We start from the raw sequence: 22,682 nt of genomic DNA, 5'->3' as shown, positions 1-22,682 counted from the left end.
CGTGTGGGCAACCCCTATTTGCGCGCGGTGCTTTCGAGCAGCCTGAGGAAGGACAGCCCCCAGCCCAGCGCGGTGCGGTTGGCGATGGCGTTCCAGCACGCCTGCCAGCGTTCACGCTTTTCGGCAGCGGACATGGCCAGCGCCTGCTCGAGCGCATCGGCCATGCCGTCATGGTCGAGCGGGTTGACCAGCAGGGCCGCGTCAAGCTGGTTGGCTGCGCCTGCCAGCCGCGACAGGATGAGCACGCCGGGGTTCGCGGGGTCCTGGGCTGCGATGAACTCCTTGGCCACGAGGTTCATGCCATCGCGCAGCGGGGTGATGTAGCCGATATCGGCCAGGCGCATGTAGCCTGCCACCGTGGGGCGCGGGCTGCCGCGGGTGAGGAAGCGCAGCGGCGTCCAGTCCGCCTGGCCGCGATGGGCGTTGAGCTTGCCGATCTGGTGCTCGAGCTTCCTGCGCAGCGCCTTGTAGGATTCGACCTCGGTGCGGCTTTCGGCCGCGATCTGCAAAAAGGTGACCTGCCGCTCGCGTTCGGGGTAGGTCTCGAGCATGCGCTCGTAGCCCGCCAGCCGGTGGTCCAGCCCCTTGGTGGGGTCCATGCGGTCCACGCCAAAGATCAGCTTGCGCCCCGCCAGCGAGCCTGAAAGGCGCTTCAGGTCCTGCGAATCGGCGGTCGCGGCGGCAACGCGGGCAAAGGCCTGCGGGTCGATCTCGACGGGAAAGGTGCCCACGCGCACCGTATGGCCTTCGAACACCAGCGTGTCTTCACCTTCAAGGACCGCGCCTGCCGTGCGGGTGGCGGCAAAGATGAAATTGGCGGTGTCATCGGCGGTCTGGAATCCCAGCAGGTCCGCCTTGAGCAGGTCGCGCAGGAAGGTGCCGCCATCGGGCGCGGTGGCCAGCATGTCGGGCGCGGGGAAGGGCGTGTGCAGGAAGAAGCCGATGGGCTGGCGCACGCCATTGCGGCGCAGCAGGGCGGGCAGCGGCAGCAGGTGGTAGTCGTGAATCCAGATGATGTCATCAGGCCGCAGCAGGGGCAGCAGGTTCTCGCAGAAGCGCTGGTTGACCGACCAGTAGGTTTCAAGCTCGCGGCGCTCGAAATGGATGTGCTCGGGCAGCGAATGCATGAGCGGCCACAGCGTGGCGTTGGAAAAACCGGTGTAATAATTGCGGTGCTCGGCGGGGGTGAGGCCGATGGTGGCGTATTCCACCCCTTCGGCCAGCTGGTGTTCAGGCGGCAGGTGGGCGGCGTCGGGGTGGCAGGTGCCGTTCCAGCCAAACCACATGCCGCCCTGGCGGGCCAGCAGGTCCTTGAGCACCACCGCGAGGCCACCGGGCCGCAGCCCCTCCTTGGGAACGGGAACGCGATTGGAGACGATGACCAGCCGTTTCATTCTGCCCTCTCTTCACTCAGCAGTCGCATGGCGGCCCAGCTTCGTCCGGCAGCACGACAGGGGGAGCATACACATCTGGCCGGCCAGCGGGATGCCGGTTGCGCCGGGACTGGCATGCGGCTTTGTCAGTTCAGCGGCACGCCGCCCGATACGGCCTGATAGGTGGAGACCGCCAGCGTCAGCGGCTCGAACGGCTTGGTGATGACAAAGGCCGGCTCGATCGTATCGCCCGTGAGCAGCCGCTCGGGGTAGGCGGTGACGAAGATGATCGGAATATCCTGGTGCTGCAATATGGCCGAGACGGCCTTCATCCCGTCGCCGCCATCGCCAAGGTTGATGTCGGCCAGGATCAGGCCGGGCCGGGTCTCGCGCGCAAGGCGCACGGCCTCTTCCTCGCTGCTGGCAACACCGGCAATGGTGTGGCCGCACTGGCGCACCAGTTCCTCGATATCCATCGCGATGATCGGTTCATCCTCGATGATCAGCACGCTGGTCTGGGCGCATGAGCGCAGGCGGGCATGGGCATCCTCCAGCATGGCGGCGGCCTGCGGCTGGGCAATGGCCAGCACGCGGGCGGCGTCCGCCACGCTGAGTTCCTCGAGCGAGGTGAGCAGGAGCAGCTTGCGCGCCAGTGGCGGCATGCCGCCCGCCTTCGCGTCCTGCGCGCCGTGCTGGGCATGGTGGCGCGAAATCCATTGGTAAAGGCGTAGCCGCGGTGGCAGGGTGGGGTCATCCACCGCCATGAGTTCGCGCAGGCTTTCGGCCACCAGAAGGTCGCCGCTCGACTGGCTGCCACATAACGCACGGGCGTAACGCCGGGCATAGGGCAGGGCGCGAAGCAGGTCTTGACGCCGTGATAGCGGCATGAGGCATTCATCTCCCCAGATAAACTGTTACACTCCGGATCATGACAGCGTTAGGCTGTGCTGCAAGAGTTGAAGAGTAAACAAACTGGAATCAAGAATACCATCTGATCCGGCACGGGTCACGCACTTGCGTGGGGAGATGCTGTCTCTCCTGCCACAATTGCGTGGTTTTGCCCGTTTCCTGACCGGACAGCCCGCGGCGGCGGATGACCTGGTGCAGGAAACCGTGCTGCGCGCGCTCGGCGCGCTCGAGCAGTTCACGCTGGGCACCAGCATGAAGGCGTGGCTTTATACCATCGCGCGCAACCTGTTTTACGAGCAGGCGCGCAAGGGGCGGCGCGAGCGTGATGTGATGTCGGATTATGCCCTGCGCCCCGACCAGGCCGAAAGCGGCACTGGCGCGGGGGAGGCCGACGTGCTGCGCGACCTCAATGGCGCGATCTGGCAACTCACCCCCCGCCTGCGCGAGGCGCTGGTGCTCGTGGGCGTGCAGGAAATGACCTATGCCGAGGCCGCCCATGTATGCGGTGTTACGGTGGGTACGCTCAAGGCCCGCGTGTCACGCGCGCGAGCCCAGATCATGGACTACATGCAGGCGGGCTCCGGCGGCGAAGGCTGAAGGGAACTGTCGCGCGGTGCTCGCGTTTTCGTTACATGGAAAATGTAACCTTTCATTCCTCCCGTTCATTGCACTGGCATGAACGACGAAACAGGGGAGATGAAAATGACCAGCAGCTTTCATGACCAGATGATTGCAATCCTGCCCCGACTGCGCGTGCAGGCCCTGTCGCTCACGCGCAACCGGGCGGCAGCCGATGACCTGGTGCAGGATGCCGTGTGCAATGCGCTGGCCGCCCAGCACAGCTTTACGCCGGGCACCAATTTCTCGGCCTGGATGCACCGCATCCTGCGCAACCGTTTCATTTCCGACCTGCGCAAGAAGCGCGAGACCGGCAATATCGAGGATGTGCCCGCATCCAGCATGGCCGGCAGCGGCGCGCATGAAGAACGCCTGATGGTCAAGGAACTGGCCGAGGCCATGAACCGCCTGCCCGCCGACCAGCGCGAGGCGCTGGTGCTCGTGGTGATGCAGGGCATGAGCTATGACGAGCTTGCCGCCGCAACCAGCTGCGCCGTGGGCACCGCCAAGAGCCGCGTGTTCCGTGCCCGCCGCCAGCTCGCCACGTGGCTGTATGGCGAGGAGCGCGATATCTCCACCGTTGAACTGCGCGGGGCGGTGCAGCGCCTGCGCTCGCGCACGCAGGCCCGTGTGGCTACGAACACGGCATCGGCCTGAGACGGGAATTCCCACTTTGAATTATGGCGTGAATATGGCACTGACACGGATACCTTCGTCAGTGCCTCGGGAGTCTACAGGGTAATGATGCGGCCCTGGCATACAGGCAGGGGTTGTGTGAAGTGGGAATTTACTTCGGGATAATGCGATGGCTCTGAAGGACAAGTGTCCTCCCAGGCAACCAGGAAAGAAGTCCACAAGCAGATCGGATGATGCGTTCGAGCTATGGCTGAGGCGAGGGCTGCACCAGTTGTTCGATGATGTGACCAAAGAGCCTGTTCCCGAGGAGCTGCTGCGTCTTATTGAGGAAGACCGGAAGCGGACAAAATAGATGTCCGTTCCACCTTCCTCCGGTCGGGGCGGCAGGCAGGGGCGCCATCGCAGCCTGTTTACGCGGGTCGGGCGCGTGTTCGACGCCGTCCGTGGCCGGATGATGGCGATCATCCTGCTCGCGGCCATGCCCATCGCCCTGATCGGGGCCGTGCAGGCGTGGCACAGCTATCGTAATACGCTCGAGGCCCCGGGCTACCGCACGGACATGGCCGTGGCGCGCATCGACCTTGAACTGCATCATGAATCCGAGCATGTCGCATCTCTTCTGCAGGCGGTGGCGCGCATGCGGCTCGACAGTGGCGGGCTTGCGCGCATGCTCCAGCTTGTCGAGTCACTGACCGGGCGGCATTACAGCCAGATCGCGCTGGCCGATGACCGGGGCAATATCGCCGCCGCCGTCGGCCCCGATCATGACGCGACATCCCTGACCATTGACGAGATGCCGCGCTTTCAGGGTGATGTGAAGCTCGTGGCCATACCCGATGCGCTGACTGGCGTGCCCGATCATTTCCGCATCACGGTTGCGGCGATGATTGGCGATGATGCGGGCAGGCCCGCGCGCTCGGGCTACCTTACGGCCATCATGCCGCTGTCATGGCGCAGCGCCATGCTCCAGAGCAGCGACCCCCGGCTTGATCTGATGCAGCAGAACGGCCCGATCGAAATCTGGGTCATGGACAGCCACGCCCGCGCCACGGCCCCGCTGTGCGCGGATTGCAACTGGCGCGACCACCCCCCGGCGCGGATCATGCAGTGGGCGCGCTTCGAGGTTACGCATGGCGTGGAGCACGACCACATCACCCTGCCGGAGGGCTCGTATTCCATCGGGCGGGTGCAGGGCGGCGTGTATGTGCTCACCATGACTCGGCGCAACGCCAGCGAGCGGCATGCGGTGGTCATGTTCGCCATCTCGCTGGTCACCAGCGGGGTGCTGCTGCTCGTGGGGCTTCTGGGGGCTTCGAAAAGTGCTGACGTGCTGGTCATAACGCCGCTGCGCCAGCTTACGGCCTCGGTCAACCAGTGGCAGCTTGGGGGCGTGTATGACGTGCGCTCGAACTGGGCCATGCCGCTTGAGGTCAGGCAGCTTGCGCATGCCTTCAGCAAGGCCACGCGCAGGCTGGCGCGGCATGAGAAGCGCCTCGAGCGCGCGCAGGTGCGTCAGGAGCTGCTGCTCAAGGAAATGCACCATCGCGTCAAGAACAACCTGCAGATCGTGGCCTCGCTGCTCAACCTGCAGGCGGGCCGCATCCGCCAGCCCGGCGCGCGCGAGGAATTTGCCCAGGCGCGCGACCGCGTGCGCGCGCTGGCAACCCTGCATCGCTACCTTTATGCCGATGGCGAACTGTACAGCCTGAACATGCAGAGCTTCGTGCGCGAACTGTGTGGTCAGATCATGCACGCCATCGGTGAATCCGATGAAGGCCGCATCACGCTCGATATCCGCGTCGATGACCTGCTCATGGTGCCCGACCAGGCCGTGCCGCTGGCCCTGATCGTGACCGAGGCGGTCAGCAACACCATCAAATATGCCTTTCCCGACCAGTTGCACGGCACGCTTGAAGTGGGCCTGCGCGCGCTTGATGGCGGGCGGGCGTGCCTGTGGATTGCCGATAACGGCGTGGGCATGGCGGCGGGCCGCAACCTTACGGGCGCGGAAGACGGGCGCAGCGGGATCGGCATGCAGCTCATCCGCGGCTTTGCGCGGCAGCTGGGCGGCACGTTGCAGATGTTTGAGGAGAACGGCACCCGCTATGTGCTTGTTTTTCCGTTAAAGCAGCCCGATCAGGACGAGCTGGCCGACTGAATGCATGCAAAAATGCATGGCAGAGTTATCTCACGGGCAGTTTATGGCGGCGCATGATGGCTGTCCCTGTGTCGTGTCATTCGGTATAGGGAGCGGTCATGAGTGATGACAAGACAGTGATGAAGGCGTGGACCCGGGCACAGTCGCGCCTGGGACGCAGGCAGGCCATGCCTGTCGTGTTGCTGGGTCTGGGCATATCCGCCATCGCCGTGGGGCAGGTGTGGTGCATCGCCACCGTGCTGGCCTGCGTGCTGGTGCCCGGTGGCATGCCGGTCGTTGCGTGGCCGCTGGCCGGGCTGGTCGGGCTGGCAGTGGTGCGCGCGGGGTTGCAGGCGGCATCGGACACGCTGGCCGCGCGCGCGGGCATGAAGGGCCGCGCCCGGCTGCGCGGCGGCGTGATCGAGGCCATCATGCGGGGCGGGCCGGGGCTTTTGCGCCAGCACCATACGGGCGAGCTGACCGCGCTGGCCGTTGACCGGATCGAGGCGCTGGACGGATTTTTTGCCCGCTGGCTGCCCGCTTCCGTGCTGTGGGTGGCGGCACCGCTTGTCATTGGCGTGCTGGCGGCGTTCGTGCAGCCGGGCTCGGCGCTGATCATGGCCGTGTGCGGCCTTGCCGTGCCGTTTGGCCAGGCGCTGTTCGGCATCGGGGCGGCGGTGGCCTCGCGCAACCAGTTCCTGGCCATGACCCGGCTGCAGGCCCGCTTCCTTGACCGGGTGCGCGGCATCGCCACCATCGTGCTGTCGGGCCGCACGGAGGATGAAACCCGCAGGCTTGCCGCAAGCGCCGAGGAACTGCGCCTGCGCACGATGAAGGTGCTGCGCGTGGCCTTCCTGTCTTCCGCCTCCATCGACTGCGCCATGGTCGTGGCCCTTGTGCTCGTCGCCCTGCGCAATGGCGCCCACCTGATGGACCTGCATGAGCAGGGCGTGCCTGCCGCCATCATGGCGGGGCAGGTCGCGCGCGGGCTGTTCGTGGTGCTGGTGGTGCCGGAATTCTTCGCCCCCTTCCGCAGCCTTGCCCTGGCCTATCAGGACCGGGCGCATGCCTCCGGTGCCGCGAGCGCCATGCGCATCCTGCCCGATGATGCCACGCCCGCGCGGGTGGGCGGCCAGGCGGTGTGCGACATGACGGGCGGCGTCGCGGTCGCCTTCGAGCATGTCAGCTTCGCATGGGACGCCGCACGTGGCATGGCCGTTGATGATGTTTCCTTCAGCGTGCCCGCGGGCCAGACGCTGCTGCTGTGCGGTGCGTCGGGTTCGGGCAAGTCCACCATCATCGAACTGCTGCTCGGCTTCATCCAGCCTGCCAGCGGGCGCATTACGTTCAACGGCGTGGACATGGCCACGCTGGCGCCTGAAGCGCTGGTGGCCATGACCTCGTGGATCGGGCAGAAGCCGGTGCTGTTTGCAGGCACGCTGCGCGAGAACATCCTGTTTGCCCGCCCCGATGCAACGCAGGCGCAGCTTGACGCCGCAGTTGCTGCCGCAGCGGCCGGGGATTTCGTGGCCAGCCTGCCCAACGGGCTCGATACCTTTATTGGCGAGGGGGGCTTTGGCCTGTCTGGCGGCCAGGCGCAGCGCGTGGCGATTGCGCGTGCCTTCCTCAAGGATGCGCCGCTTGTGGTGCTTGACGAGCCAACCGCGCATCTCGATCCGGATACCGAGGCTGATGTGTTTGAAAGCCTGCGCCGCCTTGCCGCCCGGCGCACCGTCATCCTGGCCACCCATTCCAGCGCGGTGGCGGGGTTTGACGGCCAGCGGATCGACCTGGCGCAGGGCCATGTCGTGACCAGTGGGGAGACAGTATCGTGAAATCCTCACAGACAAGGGAACTGAACCGTCAGGCGCAGCGCGAGGGCGTGCTCGCCCCCGTGGGCCGCATCCTGCAGATCTGGCAGCGGCGCGCGCCGCTGCTTACGGCAGGCGCGCTGCTGTCGCTGCTTGCGCTCATCATCGGTCTTGTGCTGATGCGCGAGGCAGGCATCCGCGTTGCGGCCATGACCATGGGCATGATCGTGGTCACGACCGGGGCGCTGCGCATCTTTGGCAGTGCGCGGGTGATCCTGCGCTATGCGGAGCGGCTGGTTGCGCATGATGCCATGTTCCGCGCGCTGGCCGATGTGCGGGTATGGTTCTTCCGCCACCTTGCGCGCGGGGCGGCGGCGGGGCTTGGCTTCCGCCGCGCGGGCGACCTGCTCTCGCGCCTCGTGTCCGATGTCGAGACGCTGGACGGGCTTTACCTGCGCATTATCCTGCCGCTGGCGGGCGCGTGCCTTGTGCTGCCGTTCCTGTTCATTGCCATCAACATGGTCTGCACGGTGCTGGCCGTGGTGGTGTGCGCCCTGTTCGCCGGCGGGGCCTTCGTGCTGCCGCTGTTCGCTGCCATGCTGGGGCGGCGCGAAGGAGGTCTGGTCAACCATGAGGCGGCCCAGCTGCGCGTGGGCGTGCTCGACATGGTGGGGGGGCTGCGTGAAATCGCGACCTTCGGGGCGGAGGGGCGCATGCTCGACCATGTGCGCGACCGCGATGCCGCCCTTTACCGCGCGCAGATGAAGCAGGCCCGCATGTTCGCCCTGGCTGGCGCTGCCTCCTACCTGTGCGGGCAGGCGGCGGTTGTGGCGGTTCTGGCCGCGGCCCTGGGGCTGGGCCTGCCGCGCATTCCCGCGCTGCAGGCTGCCGCCGTGCTGTTCCTTACGGTTGCAGCCTTCGAGAGCATTGGCGGGCTGACGCGCGCGGGCGCCCTTGCGGGCAACATCACTCGTGCCGCCGCGCGCGTGGTGGCGGTGGGCGACCTGCCCGAGCATGCCCCGCCCGAAGGCACGCAGCCTGCGCCTGATGGCACCGATATCCGCTTCGAGCAGGTTTCCTTCCGGTGGGATGCGGCGCGTGCGCCCGTGCTCGATCATCTTGACCTGAGCATTCCCGCAGGCCAGCGCATTGCGGTCATGGGGCCTTCCGGGGCGGGCAAGTCCACGCTGGCGGCATTGCTGCTCAAGGTGGTGGGGCCGCAGGCGGGGCGCATTACGCTCGGCGGCGAGGATATCGCCACCATCCGCGACGAGGCGCTGCGCGAGCGGATTGCCTGGCTGTCCCAGGCGACGCATCTCTTTACCGATACGATTCGCGCCAACCTGCTGCTGGGCCGCCCGGACGCCACCGAGGCCGAGCTGTGGGCAGCACTCGAGCAGGCCCGTGTGGCCGATGTGGTCCGCGCCCTGCCCGATGGGCTGGATAGCTGGCTGGGGGAAGGGGGCGCGAGTGTATCAGGCGGGCAGGGGCGGCGCCTGGCGCTGGCCCGCGTGCTGCTGTCGCATGCGCCGATCCTGATTCTGGATGAACCGGCCACCGGGCTTGATGCCCAGACCGAGCGTGAATTCCTGCTTACCCTCAATGAGGTCACGCAGGGGCGCACGGTCATTCTGATTGTGCACCGGCTGACGGGTGTGGAAAAGCTGGATCAGGCATGGCGTATCGTGGGTGGTAAAACCGTGGCGGCTACGGCATGAAGGGGCCGCCATGCCCGCTGAAAGGATTGACGTGCCCCGCCCCAGCGGGCACGAAGTAGCGGAAAACCGGATCGGACACACCTCAAGGCTGGGCGCGGTCCGTCATGCATATCTGAAACGGGAGTAACTCCATCATGCGTCGCCTGTCCCTTCTTCTTGGTCTTGGTCTGCTGACAGGATGCGCTGGTGGCCATCCGGGCAAGTATGTCGTGTTCTTCACCCCCAATTCGGCCCAGCTTGATGCCCCGGCCCAGACCGTGATCTCGCAGGCGGCCCAGCGTGCGGTGGCCAACAATTCCAAGGTGCGCGTTGAAGGCTATGCCGCGGCCAGCCATGACCTGTCGGCTGATGAGCTGCTGGCCATCGACCGCGCCAAGATCGTGGCCCGCCAGCTTGCGGTTGATGGCGTGGATGCAGGCCATATCAGCCAGCAGCCGCGTGGCCCGATGAACAACGAGGACGGTGCGCTGGCCTCGCGCCGGGTCGAGATCGAGGTCGGCGGACACTGAGCGAAGACCCCGCTTTTCATGATATGACAGCGCCCGACGGCACCACGCGCGACCCGCGCGTGGTGCTGGCCGAGGTTTTCGGCTTCCCCGATTTCCGTGGCCTGCAGCAGCAGGCGGTTGACGAGGTCATGGCCGGGCGCGACTGCCTGGTGCTCATGCCTACCGGCGGCGGCAAGAGCGTGTGCTATCAGGTGCCCGCCCTTGCCCGGCCCGGCACGGGGCTGGTCATATCCCCCCTGATCGCGCTGATGGATGATCAGGTTGCCGCCCTGCGGCAGCTTGGCGTCAATGCAGGGGCCCTGCATTCCGAGCAGGAACCCGAGGACGCCGCCCGGGTGCGCTCGGACCTGATGGCAGGCCGGCTCGACATTCTCTACGTCTCGCCCGAGCGCCTGCTCTCGCCGGGCATGCTCGACCGGCTCGGGCGGCTCACGCTCTCGGTCATCGCCATTGACGAGGCGCACTGCATCTCGGCCTGGGGGCATGAATTCCGCCCCGAATACCGCGAACTCGCGGCCCTGCCGCAGCATTTTCCCAATGTGCCGCGCATAGCGCTCACTGCCACGGCGGATGCGCGCACGCGCAGCGACATTCTTGAAGCCCTGGCCATGCCCGATGCCACGGTGCTCAAGGCCAGTTTCCATCGCCCCAACCTCGATATCGCGGTCAAGCCCAAGACATCGGAAATCCGCCAGCTGACGGCCATCCTCGACCGGCACAGGGGGGCTGCCTCCATCGTGTATTGCGGCAGCCGCAGCAAGACCGAGCGCGTGGCGCGTTCGCTGGCGGGCAAGGGCTATGCGGCGCTGCCGTTCCATGCCGGTCTTTCCCCAGTGGAAAAACGCGCGGCGCTGATGCGCTTCCGCTCGGGCGAGCCGGTGGTGATCGTGGCCACCATCGCCTTTGGCATGGGCATCGACCGGCCCGACGTGCGCGCCGTGGTGCATCTGGACATGCCGTCCTCGCCCGAAGGGTATTACCAGCAGATCGGTCGTGCCGGGCGCGATGGCGAGCAGGCGGAAACCGTGCTGCTGTATGGCGGCGATGACATGGCCCGTGCGCGCTACTGGCTGGAGCAGTCCAATGCGCCAGATGCGCAGAAACGCATCATGAGCGCGCGGCTCGAGGCCATGATCGCCCTGACCGAGACCACGGGCTGCCGCACCCAGGCGCTGCTGTCGTGCTTTGGCGAGGAACTCGACCAGCCCTGTGGCCATTGCGACAACTGCCGCAGCCCGGTGGCCACGTTTGATGGCACCGTGGCGGCGCAGAAGGTGCTCTCGGCCATCTACCGCACCGGCCAGCGCTTTGGCGCGGTGCATGTGGCGGGCGTGCTGCGGGGCAAGACATCGGACATGACGGCGCGGCACGGGCATGAAAAACTGAGCGTGTTCGGCATAGGCCGCGACCGGCCCGAGCCGTTCTGGCGCGGCGTGATCCGCCAGCTCATTGCGCGCGGCGCCATCAGGGTCACGGGCGAATATAACGCCCTTGCCCTTGAGGAAGGCCGCGCGCGCCCCATATTGCGGGGCGAGGAACCGATCATGCTGCGCGAGGACGCGACCGAGGACCTCAAGGCCGCGCGTGGCGCTGGCGGCGGCACGCGCCCCGCCATGGCCGACCTCACGCCCGAGGCCGCCACCCGCTACGAAGCGCTGCGTGCATGGCGGCTGGGCGAGGCGCGTGAGCAGGAAATTCCGCCCTATGTCATTTTTCATGATGCGGTGCTGCATGATATTGCCCTCGAGCGCCCGACCACGCTGGATGAACTTGGCATGATCCGTGGCGTGGGCGGCTCGAAGCTGGCCCGCTATGGCGAGGCGGTGCTCGATGTGCTGGCGCAGACCGGGGCCTGAGGTCGCGCCATGCGTGTTTTTGCCTCCAGATCAGGAACAGCTTGCCCATGCGTTGCCCTTTTTGCGGACATGACGACACACAGGTAAAGGACAGCCGCCCGCATGAAGATGGGGCGGCCATCCGCCGCAGGCGCATCTGTGGCTCATGCGGGCAGCGCTTTACCACCATCGAGCGCGTGCAGCTGCGTGATCTGGTTGTGATCAAGGCCGATGCGCGGCGCGTGCCCTTTGAGCGCGACAAGCTGGCGCGCTCGGTCAAGGTCGCGCTGCGCAAGCGCCCGGTGGATGCCGAGCGGATCGAGCGGATTGTCAACGGGCTGGTGCGCAGGCTCGAGGCGATGGGGGAGACGGACATCCCCTCGCGCGATATCGGGCGGCTGGTGATGGAAACGCTGCGCGAAATTGATTCGGTCGCCTATATCCGCTTTGCCAGCGTGCACTGGGATTTCCGTGAAACCAAGGATTTTGCTGATATTCTGGCCACGATTTCAACCGCAGGGCCGGGCGGGAGCAGCGAGGACTTTCCCCCTTCCGGCCCGAAAGACAAAGATTGAACTGGACCCCGCCGCCCAAAGAGGCGATGAAGCCGTGATTTTGCAGCAACGCCACAGCAGGAGTAACGCGCCATGACACAGACAGACGGCGACCGGCAGCCCAAGGTCCGTTCCCGCACCGCTTCACGCGTGGCAGCGGTGCAGGCCCTGTTCCAGATCGAGCAGGGCCATGAAGGCGCGGAGCAGGTCATCAACCAGTTCAACCGCCACCGGCTGGGTGGGGCCGGGTCCGAATATGCCGAAGGCCAGGTGCCCGAGGCCGATGCGCGGCTGTTCGGCATTGTGGTGCGCGGGGCGATGGCCCGGCAGGAGCGCATCGACGCGCTGCTGCACGAGATCCTGCCCGCATCGTGGCCGCTGGGCCGCCTTGACCCGGTGCTGCGCGCCATCATGCATGCGGCAGGCGGCGAGATGCTGGCCGCTGACCCGGCACCCGCGCGCGTCATCATCAATGAATACATGGATATCGGCCATGGCTTCCTGGCTGGTGATGAGCCGCGCATGCTCAACGGCGTGCTCGATGCCCTGTCACGCCGCGTGAACGAACCGACTCCCGCAGCCCCCGTCGAGGTGGTGCAGGAAATTGTTGATGAAGCACCCGACAGCCCGGCTTCCTGAAACGGAGTAAGGAGGGCGGCCATGGCACCGGATCGCGCCGAGGAGAACGGCCTGCCGGCTGAATTCGGCTTTATTGCCCGTGTGTTCCGCCCGCTGGCCGGCAACGGCGCACTGGACCTGCGCGATGACGCTGCCGTGTTCACGCCGCCTGCCGGGCGGCAGCTTGTCGTTGCGGCGGATGCCATGGTCGAGGGCGTGCATTTCCTGCCCGATGACCCATCGCACACCATTGGCCGCAAGCTGCTGCGCTGCAACCTGTCCGACCTTGCGGCCATGGATGCGACGCCTCTGGGCTACCTGCTGACCGTGTCCATGCCGCCTGCGCGTGACGAGGCCTGGTTTGCCGGTTTTGCAGCGGGCCTCGCACAGGACCAGCAGCAGTTTGCCATTACCCTGCTCGGTGGCGATACGACCGCAACATCCGGCCCGCTGGTGCTCTCGCTCACCATACTGGGGCATGTGGCGCCTGGCATGGCGCTGCGGCGCAGTACCGCGCGGGCGGGTGATGGCATATGGGTAACCGGCACGATTGGCGATGGCGCCATGGGCCTGCTGTCCCGGCAGGGGCAGGTGCCCGACCCCGATGGCTTCCTGGCCAGCCGCTACCAGTTGCCGCGCCCGCGGCTGGGGCTTGAACTGGGTGGCATTGCCTCGGCCGGTATGGATGTGTCGGACGGGCTGGTGCAGGATCTGGGCCACATGGCACGCGAGAGCGGGGTGGGTGCCGTGATCGAAGCTGCACGGGTACCGCTTTCGGCTGCCGTGCGCGCGCTTGGCCCCACATGGTTGCTGCAATGCCTGACAGGCGGCGATGATTATGAACTGCTGCTGGCCGTCCCGCCCGCACAGGAAGCCCGCCTGCTGGCCCATGCGGCCCGCGTGGGCGTTGCCGTGACCCGTATTGGCCAGATCGTGCCGGGGAGCGGCGTGCAGGTGCGTGATGGGCAAGGTCGCGACATGAAGCTGGCCCGCCGGGGCTGGAGCCACATCGCCAACCCTGAAACATAAAGAAGTCTTTTGTGAAGCTTTTTTCAAAAAGCCTCGAAGCAACGCTGCCATTTTGAAAAAAGGGCAGCACTCGAAAACTTTTGTTTTCCCTTGAAGACCGTTTGAAAAGTTAGCTCGGCAAACATTCAGGAATCAGAGGAAGTTTTTGGTGAAGCTTTTTTCAAAAAGCTTCAAAGAACACCGCCTTTTTGAAAAAAGGCGGCACCCAGAAACTTTTATCATTTTCTATCAATGAGTTGTTTTCAAACAGTCTCTTACTCTTCCAGAGGGCGGTCATACACCCGGTAGCGCTTGCATGGCTCAGGCGTGATGCGCTCGATCAGGCGGCGCATCGATGTGTTGGTTTCCAGCACCCAGCCCAGTTCGATGGTGCGGTAGGGCAGGCTGCGGCCACGCTTCATGAGTTCGGTAATGGCAAGGGCCGGCATGATCGCGCCAAGGGCGGTGCCATCAAGCACCGAACTCACGCCAAGCAGGATCACGCGGGCGGAATGGAACTCGTGGCGCAGCAGCCGCTTGCCCAGCTTGAGCCAGCCCAGCGGCGAGGGGTCGCCGTTCAGGTCGGCCGAGATGTCGAACACGTTGGGCACCACCAGCGCCACGCAGACCGGCTTGCCCGCCTGCTCGATCAGCACGAAATGCTCGGGCTTGAGCAGCGGCTTCATCTCCACGATCATGGATTCGATGTCTTCGCGCGCCAGCGGGATCGAACCCCAGTTATTGCGCCAGGCATCGTTGTAAAGCTGGCGCAGGATCTCGCCATCTTCCTTGATGCGGTCCATGCGCAGGCCGCGCGTGGTGACATTGCCCAGCCTGCCTTCACCCAGCCGCAGGCTGGCGGGCACGAGATGGGCTTCCTCCGCATCGGGGCCAGTGTGCATCTGGTAGGCCACGAGGTCGCGCACCTTGGTGCAGCCGCAGGCCTCCATCATGCCGGGCAGCCATTTGGGGTGCCACGGCATGGCCACCATGGGCAGCGCGTGGTGGCCTTCGAGCATCATCCCGAACTCGCCACTGCTGTCCAGCGTCTGGGGGCCGCGCATGGTCTTCATGCCGCGCTGGCGCAGCCAGGTGCCGGCGGCATCGAGCAGGGCGGAAACCACTTCAAGGTCGTCAATCGCATCGAGCGCGCCAAAAAAGCCGATCGGCTCGCCATAATGTTCCATCGAGATGGGGTCGATCTGCGCCGAGATGCGGCCCACGGGCCGCCTGCCGCGCATGGCCAGGAAATACTGCGCCCGCCCGTTGCGGAAAAAGGAGTTCTTGCGCGGGGTGAGCAGGTCGCGCTGGGTCAGGTCGAGCGGGGGCACATAACCCGGCAGCCCCGCATAGAGGTGGCGGGGCAACTGGATGAAGGTGGTCATCTGACGAAAGCCGGAAACGGGTATGATAGTAAGACGATCGGTTTCGTTCATGACCGGTTCGTTGCATCCTGAACATTACCGGCATCGACCTTCATTCCGTGGCGAAACGGGGCAGGCTATGCAGGCATGGGTTGAAAGAAATGATTCGGTGGTCCGTCCTGTTGTTGTGCTCATGGCACAGATGGACCCTGAAAAGGAAGATGGACAATGACAGTAAGCTCTGCATCACGCACGGATGAAGGCCGATATGTGCTGATTACGGGGGCCTCGAGCGGGATAGGAGCGGAACTGGCATGGCTCTATGCAGCTCAGGGGCGGCCGCTTGTGCTGTGGGGGCGCGACGCGGGGCGGCTTGAGGCGGTCGCCACGCGCGCGCGTGGTTGCGGCGTGGCGGTCGAGACCCGCGTGCTTGACTTGGCGGATGGGGCGGCCGCCATCGCGGCCCTGCGCGCCGATGATGCGGCCCACCCCATCGGCATCGCCATCCTCGCTGCCGGACTGGGTGACATGCGCCGCAGCGATGAGGTGGTGGAAAAGGCGGAGGACGTGCTGCGGCTGGGGCTGGTCAATTACGCCACCCCTTCCGCCATGGCGGCGGCGGCGGCGGAATGCATGGTGCCGCGCGGGCGGGGGCATATTGTCATGCTCAGTTCGGTCGCGGCCTTTCATGCGCTGCCGTTTGCGGCGGCCTATTCCGGCTCCAAGGCTGGGCTCAAGCGCTTTGCCGAGGCCCAGCAGATGGCCCTCGCCCCCTTGGGCATCGGGGTAACGCTGGTCTCGCCGGGGTTTGTCGATACGCCCATGAGCCGCCGCGTGGTGGGGGCCAAGCCCTTCCTGCAGGGCGCGCCCTCTGCTGCCCGCCGCATTGCGCGCGCGGTGGCGCGTAACCAGCCGCATCTGGTCTTTCCGTTCGTATTCTCGGTGCTGCGGCTGATCGACACATTGGTGCCGTGGCCGCTCAAGCGGCGCATCCTTGCCGCCATCAGGGCGGACCAGACGGACTGATTGCGCCCATGCGCGGGGGTTATAAAATGTATTTTAGTCCTGATCGCGGCGATTATGGCCATTTTGTGACCTCGATCAATGAAATGCCGACCCGGCTGGTCTCTTTTCAGGCCTGAGATGTGAATCCACGGGCCTGCGAAGCCTCAATTCATCCGCCTGTTGCATGCAATGCCGAGGGCGGGCACACTTGCAGGCTATTTTTATTACAATGATGCGGGCAGCAAGCTGCCGTATGGCCACGGAGCGTGACCGGACATGAAAGAGATCGTAGCAGTTGACATTGGCGGAACCCATGCGCGGTTCGCCATTGCCCAGGTGGACCAGGGGCGTGTCGTCACGCTGGGAGAGGCCACGACCCTGAAATGCGCCGACCACGCCAGCCTGCAGCTGGCATGGGAAGCCTTCGCGCGCGTGGTCAACCGCCCGCTGCCCAAGGCGGCCGGCATTGCCGTGGCATGCCCGATCAAGGGCGATATCCTCAAGCTGACCAACAACCCGTGGGTGATCCAGCCCGCGTGGCTGCCGGTCAAGCTGGGGGTGGATGAACTGATCCTGGTCAATGACTTCGGCGCCGTGGCCCATGCCGTGGCGCAGGTGGGGGCGGATAGCCTCCAGCATATCTGCGGGCCTGACGTTCCGCTGCCCGAGCAGGGTGTGACCACAGTGGTGGGGCCGGGCACGGGGTTGGGCTCGGCTTACATCGTGCGGCGCAAGAATGGTTACTTCGTGTGCGAGACCGAGGGCGGGCATATCGACTTCTCGCCGCTCGACCAGTTGGAAGACCGGATCCTGACCGTGCTGCGTCGCCGTTACCGCCGCGTGTCGGTCGAGCGCGTGGTGTCCGGGCCGGGCCTGCTGAACCTGTATGAGGCGATTGCCGAGATGGGCGAACTCTCGGTCAAGGCGCGTGATGACAAGGCCCTGTGGACCATGGCGCTGGAAGGCTCTGACCCCGTGGCGGCGGCGGCCCTCGAGCGGTTCTGCCTCAGCCTGGGCACCGTGGCGGGCGACCTTGCGCTGGCGCAGGGCGGCAGTGCGGTGGTGATTGCAGGCGGCCTCGGGCTGCGGTTGGCCAAGCACCTGCCCAATTCCGGCTTTGCCGAACGCTTCGTGGCGAAGGGCCGGTTCGAGGGCATGATGTCGGAAATGCCGGTGAAGCTGATCACCTACCCGCAGCCCGGCCTGCTGGGTGCAGCCGCGGCCTTTGCCGAGGCTTACCGTCAGGACTGAAAGCCGGTTTGAACAATGGCTGACTGATAAAAAAGAATAAAAGCATCCCGATGCCGCCTCTTTGCAAAAAGGGCGGCATTTTTTTTAGGGATTGGCTGAAGCCCGCGCTGCCACCAGCTTCAGCCGCGCCACAGATGGCCGGGCATGGCATCGTAATGCCGGGTCAGGAAATCAAGCAGCAGGGCGAGAACCTGCCCCATGTGCTTGGGATCATGGCGGGCATGGCGGGCGAGTTCTGGCAGGGGGCGGTGATCGATCATGGCGGCGATGAGCACGCGCTCGTAACGCGTTCCGATGATGTCATGGATATGCCGGTACCGGTTGATCGATCCGCTCCGCCCGTTGAGCGGGCGGCGCGACAAGCCGAGCGATGTCCGGTCAAACAGCGGGTCTTCAAGCCCCATCACGCCAATGCGGTAATCCGTGGCCCAGAACCGAGCCGCCGCGACCTGGCGGGCGGTAATGATGCCATCATGGCGCAGGGTCTCGATAAGGGGGGGAAGTGCCGGGTCATGATCCGCCTGCGTGCCATGGGCGGTTGTCTGGGCAGTCAGGGGCGCGGGACTGTCGGCAGGCAAGGGGCGTACTTTCATGATCGCGTAAGGGTGTATCATCTTCGCGTTGCGGCGGGTGGTCAATCACATGATGTATGCCGGTGCCGCCTTCCCATAAAAAACGGCATCACCCTAGTGCAGGTGATGCCGCAAGTTTCCGTGGGAAGGGTTGGGAAATCGACGGTTGGGATTCTGTCGGGTGACCCACGGGTTGCATTCTTGATAATGATAATCACTATCATTATCAAGATAAAAATTGACGCCAGCTTCCCCCGCTGCTGCTGGACCCGCACCCCAAAACGTGTTGCCATGACCCACACCTTCAAAGCAGGCAGGGAACAGCATGGCCATTACACCGCTTGAGGTCGCGGCAAGGGGAACAGGCGGGCGGCGCGGCGCCGACATCCTTCTGGAAATTCTGGAAAGTGAAGGGGTCCGCTATATCTTTGGCAATCCCGGCACGACGGAACTCCCCCTGATCGATGCCCTGCAGCGCCGCCCGGACCTGAAATACATCCTGGCCCTGCAGGAGGCGAGCGTGGTGGCCATGGCCGATGGCTATGCGCAGGCGGCAGGCCGCCCCGGCTTTCTCAACCTGCACACGGCGGGCGGGCTGGGGCATGGCATGGGCAACCTGCTCAATGCCAGCGTATCGCAGACACCGCTGGTGGTGACGGCGGGTCAGCAGGATTCGCGGCATACCATTTCCGACCCGCTGCTGTTTGGCGATCTGGTCAGCATCGCCACCCCGGCCGTGAAATGGGCGCAGGAAGTGCTGCATGCCGACCAGTTGCCCGTGCTGGTGCGCCGGGCCTTCAACGATTCGATGGCAGCGCCGTCGGGGCCGGTTTTCCTGTCGCTGCCCATGGATGTGATGGAGGAGGCCAGCGATATCGACATTGGCAGCCCCTCTGTCATCAACCGCGAGGCCATAGCAGGCGGCCTGCCCGAACTGGCCCGCGCGCTGGCGGGCATTGCGCCGGGGCGGCTGGCCATCATCGCGGGCGATGAGGTGCATGGGGCGGATGCCGCGGCACAGGTCGCCGCCGTGGCCGACATGCTGGGCGCGCCGGTTTATGGCGCGTCATGGCCCTCGCGCATTCCGTTCGCCACGTCGTGCCCGCTCTGGGCAGGCAACATGCCCACGCGCGCTACCGATATCGCCACCCGCCTTGCGGATTATGATGCGATCTTCGCGCTGGGCGGCAAGTCGCTCATCACCATCCTCTATTCCGAGGGCTCACCCGTGCCGCCGGGCTGCGCGGTCTATCAGGTCTCGGCCGATGCGCGTGACCTTGGCCGCACGTTCCAGACGCCGCTCTCCCTCGTGGGCAATATCCGCGCCTCGCTCGATGTGCTGCTGCCGCTGTTGCAGCACGAGACCGAACCGCGCCGCAAAGCCCATGTCGCCGCCCGTGAAAAAGTCGTGGCCGCCCGTGCCCACAGGCGCCTCGAGGCCGAGGCGCTGGTGGCGGCCCACCAGGATGATGCGGTCATTGCCCCATGCGTTGCCGCCCACGAGGCCGTGCGCGCCATTGGGTCACAGGTTGCCATTGTGGATGAGGCGATCGCCACGTCGTCCTATACGCGCATGTTCCTCAACAGCGACTGGGCAGCGCAGTATTCCTTCCTGCGCGGTGGCGCGCTGGGCTGGGGCATGCCGGCTGCGGTCGGGGCCTCGCTCGGGCTAGGGCGCGAGCCTGTGGTCTGCCTGGTGGGCGATGGCGCGGCCCTTTATTCCCCGCAGGCGATCTGGACCGCAGCGCATGAGCAACTGCCCGTGACATTCGTTGTGATGAACAACCGCGAATATAACGTGCTCAAGGGCTTCATGCGCGGGCAGACGCATTATGTCTCGGCCCGGCAGGGGAATTTCCTGGCGATGGATCTGTGCGATCCGCCCATTGATTATCAGGCGATGGCGACTTCATACGGGCTGGAGGCCCGGCAGATCACGCGGGCTGCCGATATTGCCCCGGCCATTGAGGCCGCGATGGCATCGGGGCGGCCCAACCTCGTCGAGATCGTGATCAGTACGCTCTAGCGGATTGGGGCGCCTTTGAAAAAAGGCGCCCCAAAACATCTAGCGGATGGGGAAGCTGCAGGCCGCGGGCATGGCCTCGGCCCGCTCGCCACCGGGATTGACCTTCAGGGTCAGGCGCATGACGGCAGCCGCCAGATGCGCCCCGCTCGTGCGCATGCTCGCCTTGATGTCAACGCCGTGGTTGTTATCAAGCACCGTCACGTTGCGGCCCCGGCCAATCGTGCCTTCGGCCCGCACCGACCAGTACGTGCCGTTGATGTCGGACAGGCGGGCAAGGTTATAGACCTTTCCTTCGCCCCGTAGCGTGCTGTAGCCGATTCCCACGGCGCCACCGCCCGTGATCTTGACCGGGTAGGAATGGCCGTCAAAATAAAGCCGCCCCTTGCCCCATGAATAACCGCCGGCAAGGGCCGCGTCATGCAGGCGAAAGCAGAGCGAAGCCGTTGGCTGGCCCAGCGCGTCAGCCGCCCGGGCGGAGGGGGCGGCCAGTAGTCCTGCTGCAAGAAGGACAGGGGCGGAAAGAAGAACTGGGCGCACGATATGTTCCTGTTACGATAGGCTGGCTGGGAGCATGAAGGTCGTCACTGGGCTCCGGCATGGTTGACCGGCTTCGTCCTTTGTTTTTCAGTTGATTATCATCAAAAGGCAACCCCTGTCTGTTTCATGCCCTCTGCCTGCATGACAGGAAGGGAAGGAAACATACCGATGCATCCTGTAACATGTGCCCCGCGCCGCATGCAGCATGACAGTCCCGATTGTGGTCCCGTCCTGCGGCGCATTCGCACGCAGGCACCTTTTGTTTATGGGCTGACGAATTATGTCGCAGCCACCCTGAGCGCCAACGTGCTGCTTGCGGCAGGTGCCGCCCCCGCCATCGGGGCGGCGCCCGGCTGGCCCGCTGGGTTTGGGGCGCATGCCGGTGGGCTATGGGTGAACGCGGCGGGGCTGATTAATACGACAGGGCACGACATGCTCGCGGCAATCGATGCCGCCAATGCGGCAGGCGTGCCATGGGTGCTCGATCCCGTCGCCATGGGGGCGGGTGTTGCGGAATATGATGATATCATTCGCACCATGGCGGCGCGCAGGCCCACTGTCATTCGTGGCAATGCCAGCGAGGTCATGGCCCTGGCAGGTGGCGCTGCCACCGCGCGCGGGGTGGAAACAACGGCCTCGATCGCGCAGGCCGTGCCGCTGGGGCAGGAGCTTGCGCGCAGACTGGGCGCGATCGTGGCCATCAGCGGGCCGGAGGATCATGTCCTTTCCCCTGATGGCGCGCAGATCATCATACCAGGCGGGCATCGTTGGTTGACAACCGTAACCGGCGCAGGCTGCGCCCTCGGCGGCCTGATTGCAGCAGGGCTTGCGGTAACGCCCCGGCCGGATGAGCGGCTGATAACGGTTGCAGCCGTGCATGCCCTGTATGCCCGCGCGGCTGAAAAAGCAGCCGGGCCAGCGCAGGGGCCGGCCTCCTTCGCCACGGGGTTTGTCGATGCCCTGGCGCAGCTTCAGGGCGTGGCAGACGATTAAATCAGGAAATATCCGCCATGAGGGAAACGTGCGCCGCGATGATCTTCCAGCCATCGGGCATGCGCACCCATGTCTGGCTCTGCCGCCCGATGCGTTCGCTGCCGTGGCGGCGGAATTCCAGGTCAACCGTGCCCAGGTCCGCGCCAATGGCGGTAATGTGCCGGCGCAGTACGTCGCGTGGTGGCGAGCCACCCGTGCGGTTGCGACGGAAGGCTGCGATTTCGTCATACCCATAAAGCGTCTCGCCCACGCCATACCGCACCGTTTCAGGCCCGTGATAGAACAGGGCATCGAGTTCGGGGATGTCGTTTTCACCCAACGCACGCTCGTAGCGGTCGGACATGGCGGTCAGCTCCGCTACGATTTCATGGCGGTTCAGTTCCGGTGGCATACGGTTTTCCCTTAATAGATGTGACTGGTCAGGATGCCGGAGCAGGCGGAGTGGTATGCGGCGCCTCATCCGTCACGTTGATAACAGCCTCATCGGAAATCGACACCACTTCCGACGGCGGCCGATGGGCCACCTCATCCGTTTTGCGGGTCAGATCATTGATGACCGTTTTCAGCTCGGTCACCTCGTCACGCACGTCATTGAGAATTTCCATCAGCGCCGCGTGGTCTTCCGCCGCGCGCTGGTCTGCTCCACGGCTCAGAACCGCGTTGCCCACCATCAGTGCAGGCAGGGCCACAAGCTGGATGCAGTTGCTTATATAGAGCAGCGTGTTCTGCCATGCGGGGGCTGCCAGCGGAATGAGCGAAAAAACCAGAAAGCCATAAACGCACCAGATGCTGCCGAATATGATGGTCATGCGCACGGCAACGCGCTCATTGACCTCGCTCACGAGAGAAGATTTGGGGGACTGATTCGTCATGAGACCCTGCTTTTTGCAATGAATGACACTGATTGAGGCGGTATGTCTCAAAACATGTCACTTTGCGCCTGCCTTAAATGGATAGGATTTATGCCCTGAATGGGGGAAGCCCCTTTTTGTCGGTTGTTTTTTCATGGCTCGTAATCCGCAGTCTGGTGCCATTTTCTGGGTGTATTCCCGGATGCCGAAACAAGTTTTTTCACTTCTGCTGCGATTTTCTGATTGACGGTATGTGATGAGGGTCCTATATCCCCAATCACCGGCGGCGCTGAGGAAACTTCTTGAGCTTCTTTGGTGGATTTGCTAGGTTACTCGGCCCTGTTGGGTTGAGGGTTC

The 22,682-nt window shown here is 64.9% G+C and carries 23 protein-coding genes; 16 read left to right on the top strand and 7 right to left on the bottom strand.

The annotated features are described in order from the left end of the window. Positions 1-14: 14 nt before the first annotated feature. Both OQZ28_RS08150 and OQZ28_RS08145 read right to left on the bottom strand, forming a co-directional pair. On the bottom strand, positions 15-1,394 hold the full coding sequence (locus tag OQZ28_RS08150) for an alpha,alpha-trehalose-phosphate synthase (UDP-forming) (RefSeq protein WP_458135776.1): 1,380 nt from the start codon (positions 1,392-1,394) through the stop codon (positions 15-17). 125 nt (positions 1,395-1,519) lie between these two features. Further along, complete coding sequence (locus OQZ28_RS08145; protein WP_061272669.1) at positions 1,520-2,260, bottom strand: response regulator; 741 nt, start codon at positions 2,258-2,260, stop codon at positions 1,520-1,522. A gap of 139 nt (positions 2,261-2,399) precedes the next feature. Between OQZ28_RS08145 and OQZ28_RS08140 the strand changes: the two genes are divergently transcribed. The 11 genes from OQZ28_RS08140 to thiL all read left to right on the top strand — a co-directional run bounded on the left by OQZ28_RS08140 (position 2,400) and on the right by thiL (position 13,747). Beyond that, positions 2,400-2,879, top strand: a complete 480-nt coding sequence (locus OQZ28_RS08140; RefSeq protein ID WP_458135775.1) for a sigma-70 family RNA polymerase sigma factor — start codon at positions 2,400-2,402, stop codon at positions 2,877-2,879. A 105-nt stretch (positions 2,880-2,984) separates the two neighbouring features. Further along, entirely contained in the window at positions 2,985-3,557 is a 573-nt protein-coding gene (locus OQZ28_RS08135; protein ID WP_130729978.1) for a sigma-70 family RNA polymerase sigma factor, read from the top strand. A 148-nt stretch (positions 3,558-3,705) separates the two neighbouring features. After that, positions 3,706-3,888, top strand: a complete 183-nt coding sequence (locus tag OQZ28_RS08130) for a hypothetical protein (RefSeq protein ID WP_061272675.1) — start codon at positions 3,706-3,708, stop codon at positions 3,886-3,888. Continuing rightward, positions 3,889-5,694: a sensor histidine kinase gene (locus tag OQZ28_RS08125; protein ID WP_458135774.1), complete on the top strand. Its 1,806-nt coding sequence runs from the start codon at positions 3,889-3,891 to the stop codon at positions 5,692-5,694. A gap of 98 nt (positions 5,695-5,792) precedes the next feature. Continuing rightward, entirely contained in the window at positions 5,793-7,508 is a 1,716-nt protein-coding gene (gene cydD / locus OQZ28_RS08120) for a thiol reductant ABC exporter subunit CydD (protein WP_458135773.1), read from the top strand. Continuing rightward, on the top strand, positions 7,505-9,202 hold the full coding sequence (cydC, locus tag OQZ28_RS08115) for a thiol reductant ABC exporter subunit CydC (RefSeq protein WP_458135772.1): 1,698 nt from the start codon (positions 7,505-7,507) through the stop codon (positions 9,200-9,202). Before cydD ends, cydC begins: the two co-directional genes overlap by 4 nt. 134 nt (positions 9,203-9,336) lie before the next feature. Further along, complete coding sequence (locus tag OQZ28_RS08110) at positions 9,337-9,711, top strand: OmpA family protein (RefSeq protein WP_130729974.1); 375 nt, start codon at positions 9,337-9,339, stop codon at positions 9,709-9,711. A gap of 23 nt (positions 9,712-9,734) precedes the next feature. Continuing rightward, the gene (gene recQ, locus OQZ28_RS08105; protein ID WP_458135771.1) at positions 9,735-11,567 is read left to right on the top strand and encodes a DNA helicase RecQ; all 1,833 of its coding nucleotides are present in this window, start codon (positions 9,735-9,737) and stop codon (positions 11,565-11,567) included. A gap of 47 nt (positions 11,568-11,614) precedes the next feature. Then, the gene (gene nrdR / locus OQZ28_RS08100; protein ID WP_130729972.1) at positions 11,615-12,121 is read left to right on the top strand and encodes a transcriptional regulator NrdR; all 507 of its coding nucleotides are present in this window, start codon (positions 11,615-11,617) and stop codon (positions 12,119-12,121) included. A gap of 72 nt (positions 12,122-12,193) precedes the next feature. Beyond that, entirely contained in the window at positions 12,194-12,739 is a 546-nt protein-coding gene (gene nusB / locus OQZ28_RS08095) for a transcription antitermination factor NusB (RefSeq protein ID WP_130729971.1), read from the top strand. Between the two features lie 21 nt (positions 12,740-12,760). After that, positions 12,761-13,747 (top strand): thiamine-phosphate kinase, encoded by a 987-nt coding sequence (gene thiL / locus OQZ28_RS08090; protein WP_458135770.1) that lies wholly within the window; start codon positions 12,761-12,763, stop codon positions 13,745-13,747. A 254-nt stretch (positions 13,748-14,001) separates the two neighbouring features. Here thiL and OQZ28_RS08085 read toward each other — a convergent pair whose 3' ends face one another. Then, complete coding sequence (locus tag OQZ28_RS08085; protein ID WP_458135769.1) at positions 14,002-15,162, bottom strand: hypothetical protein; 1,161 nt, start codon at positions 15,160-15,162, stop codon at positions 14,002-14,004. Here OQZ28_RS08085 and OQZ28_RS08080 point away from each other — a divergent pair. From OQZ28_RS08080 to glk, 3 genes are all read left to right on the top strand, one after another. Then, positions 15,161-15,322, top strand: coding sequence for a hypothetical protein (locus OQZ28_RS08080; RefSeq protein ID WP_458135768.1), 162 nt, complete (start codon positions 15,161-15,163; stop codon positions 15,320-15,322). The genes OQZ28_RS08085 and OQZ28_RS08080 overlap by 2 nt on opposite strands. Further along, positions 15,319-16,116 carry an SDR family NAD(P)-dependent oxidoreductase gene (locus tag OQZ28_RS08075; RefSeq protein ID WP_458135767.1) on the top strand — a complete coding sequence of 266 codons (798 nt, stop codon included), beginning with the start codon at positions 15,319-15,321 and terminating at the stop codon, positions 16,114-16,116. Before OQZ28_RS08080 ends, OQZ28_RS08075 begins: the two co-directional genes overlap by 4 nt. A gap of 255 nt (positions 16,117-16,371) precedes the next feature. Beyond that, the gene (gene glk, locus OQZ28_RS08070) at positions 16,372-17,346 is read left to right on the top strand and encodes a glucokinase (protein ID WP_458135766.1); all 975 of its coding nucleotides are present in this window, start codon (positions 16,372-16,374) and stop codon (positions 17,344-17,346) included. 119 nt (positions 17,347-17,465) lie between these two features. Here glk and OQZ28_RS08065 read toward each other — a convergent pair whose 3' ends face one another. After that, complete coding sequence (locus tag OQZ28_RS08065; RefSeq protein ID WP_130729966.1) at positions 17,466-17,924, bottom strand: hypothetical protein; 459 nt, start codon at positions 17,922-17,924, stop codon at positions 17,466-17,468. Between the two features lie 319 nt (positions 17,925-18,243). Here OQZ28_RS08065 and OQZ28_RS08060 point away from each other — a divergent pair, with 319 nt between their 5' ends. After that, positions 18,244-19,944, top strand: coding sequence for a thiamine pyrophosphate-binding protein (locus OQZ28_RS08060; RefSeq protein WP_458135765.1), 1,701 nt, complete (start codon positions 18,244-18,246; stop codon positions 19,942-19,944). Positions 19,945-19,983: 39 nt separating this feature from the next. Here OQZ28_RS08060 and OQZ28_RS08055 read toward each other — a convergent pair whose 3' ends face one another. After that, positions 19,984-20,481, bottom strand: a complete 498-nt coding sequence (locus OQZ28_RS08055; RefSeq protein ID WP_458135764.1) for a hypothetical protein — start codon at positions 20,479-20,481, stop codon at positions 19,984-19,986. Between the two features lie 168 nt (positions 20,482-20,649). Between OQZ28_RS08055 and OQZ28_RS08050 the strand changes: the two genes are divergently transcribed. Next, complete coding sequence (locus OQZ28_RS08050; RefSeq protein ID WP_458135763.1) at positions 20,650-21,474, top strand: hydroxyethylthiazole kinase; 825 nt, start codon at positions 20,650-20,652, stop codon at positions 21,472-21,474. Between the two features lies 1 nt (position 21,475). On the opposite strand, the gene hpxZ is transcribed toward OQZ28_RS08050, so the two are convergent. Together hpxZ and OQZ28_RS08040 are read right to left on the bottom strand one after the other, a co-directional pair. Beyond that, positions 21,476-21,865, bottom strand: a complete 390-nt coding sequence (gene hpxZ / locus OQZ28_RS08045; RefSeq protein ID WP_130729962.1) for an oxalurate catabolism protein HpxZ — start codon at positions 21,863-21,865, stop codon at positions 21,476-21,478. Positions 21,866-21,893: 28 nt separating this feature from the next. Then, the gene (locus OQZ28_RS08040) at positions 21,894-22,346 is read right to left on the bottom strand and encodes a hypothetical protein (RefSeq protein ID WP_130729961.1); all 453 of its coding nucleotides are present in this window, start codon (positions 22,344-22,346) and stop codon (positions 21,894-21,896) included. Positions 22,347-22,682: the final 336 nt, after the last annotated feature.

The organism is Komagataeibacter sp. NFXK3 (assembly GCF_054182245.1).
Note: the sequence above shows the minus strand (reverse complement) of the source record. Positions and strands in the feature narration are given on the sequence as shown.

Bases quoted from the DNA above. Each gene is read 5' to 3' on its own strand.
- OQZ28_RS08140 (WP_458135775.1), top strand. From the start codon at position 2,400: ATGCTGTCTCTCCTGCCACAATTGCGTGGTTTTGCCCGTTTCCTGACC.
- OQZ28_RS08125 (WP_458135774.1), top strand. From the start codon at position 3,889: ATGTCCGTTCCACCTTCCTCCGGTCGGGGCGGCAGGCAGGGGCGCCAT.
- OQZ28_RS08060 (WP_458135765.1), top strand. From the start codon at position 18,244: ATGGCCATTACACCGCTTGAGGTCGCGGCAAGGGGAACAGGCGGGCGG.
- OQZ28_RS08145 (WP_061272669.1), bottom strand. From the start codon at position 2,260: ATGCCGCTATCACGGCGTCAAGACCTGCTTCGCGCCCTGCCCTATGCC.
- OQZ28_RS08040 (WP_130729961.1), bottom strand. From the start codon at position 22,346: ATGACGAATCAGTCCCCCAAATCTTCTCTCGTGAGCGAGGTCAATGAG.
- nusB (WP_130729971.1), top strand. From the start codon at position 12,194: ATGACACAGACAGACGGCGACCGGCAGCCCAAGGTCCGTTCCCGCACC.
- recQ (WP_458135771.1), top strand. From the start codon at position 9,735: ATGACAGCGCCCGACGGCACCACGCGCGACCCGCGCGTGGTGCTGGCC.
- OQZ28_RS08080 (WP_458135768.1), top strand. From the start codon at position 15,161: ATGACCGGTTCGTTGCATCCTGAACATTACCGGCATCGACCTTCATTC.
- OQZ28_RS08110 (WP_130729974.1), top strand. From the start codon at position 9,337: ATGCGTCGCCTGTCCCTTCTTCTTGGTCTTGGTCTGCTGACAGGATGC.
- cydD (WP_458135773.1), top strand. From the start codon at position 5,793: ATGAGTGATGACAAGACAGTGATGAAGGCGTGGACCCGGGCACAGTCG.
- OQZ28_RS08085 (WP_458135769.1), bottom strand. From the start codon at position 15,162: ATGAACGAAACCGATCGTCTTACTATCATACCCGTTTCCGGCTTTCGT.
- nrdR (WP_130729972.1), top strand. From the start codon at position 11,615: ATGCGTTGCCCTTTTTGCGGACATGACGACACACAGGTAAAGGACAGC.
- OQZ28_RS08130 (WP_061272675.1), top strand. From the start codon at position 3,706: ATGGCTCTGAAGGACAAGTGTCCTCCCAGGCAACCAGGAAAGAAGTCC.
- OQZ28_RS08150 (WP_458135776.1), bottom strand. From the start codon at position 1,394: ATGAAACGGCTGGTCATCGTCTCCAATCGCGTTCCCGTTCCCAAGGAG.
- hpxZ (WP_130729962.1), bottom strand. From the start codon at position 21,865: ATGCCACCGGAACTGAACCGCCATGAAATCGTAGCGGAGCTGACCGCC.
- glk (WP_458135766.1), top strand. From the start codon at position 16,372: ATGAAAGAGATCGTAGCAGTTGACATTGGCGGAACCCATGCGCGGTTC.
- OQZ28_RS08135 (WP_130729978.1), top strand. From the start codon at position 2,985: ATGACCAGCAGCTTTCATGACCAGATGATTGCAATCCTGCCCCGACTG.
- OQZ28_RS08075 (WP_458135767.1), top strand. From the start codon at position 15,319: ATGACAGTAAGCTCTGCATCACGCACGGATGAAGGCCGATATGTGCTG.
- thiL (WP_458135770.1), top strand. From the start codon at position 12,761: ATGGCACCGGATCGCGCCGAGGAGAACGGCCTGCCGGCTGAATTCGGC.
- OQZ28_RS08050 (WP_458135763.1), top strand. From the start codon at position 20,650: ATGCATCCTGTAACATGTGCCCCGCGCCGCATGCAGCATGACAGTCCC.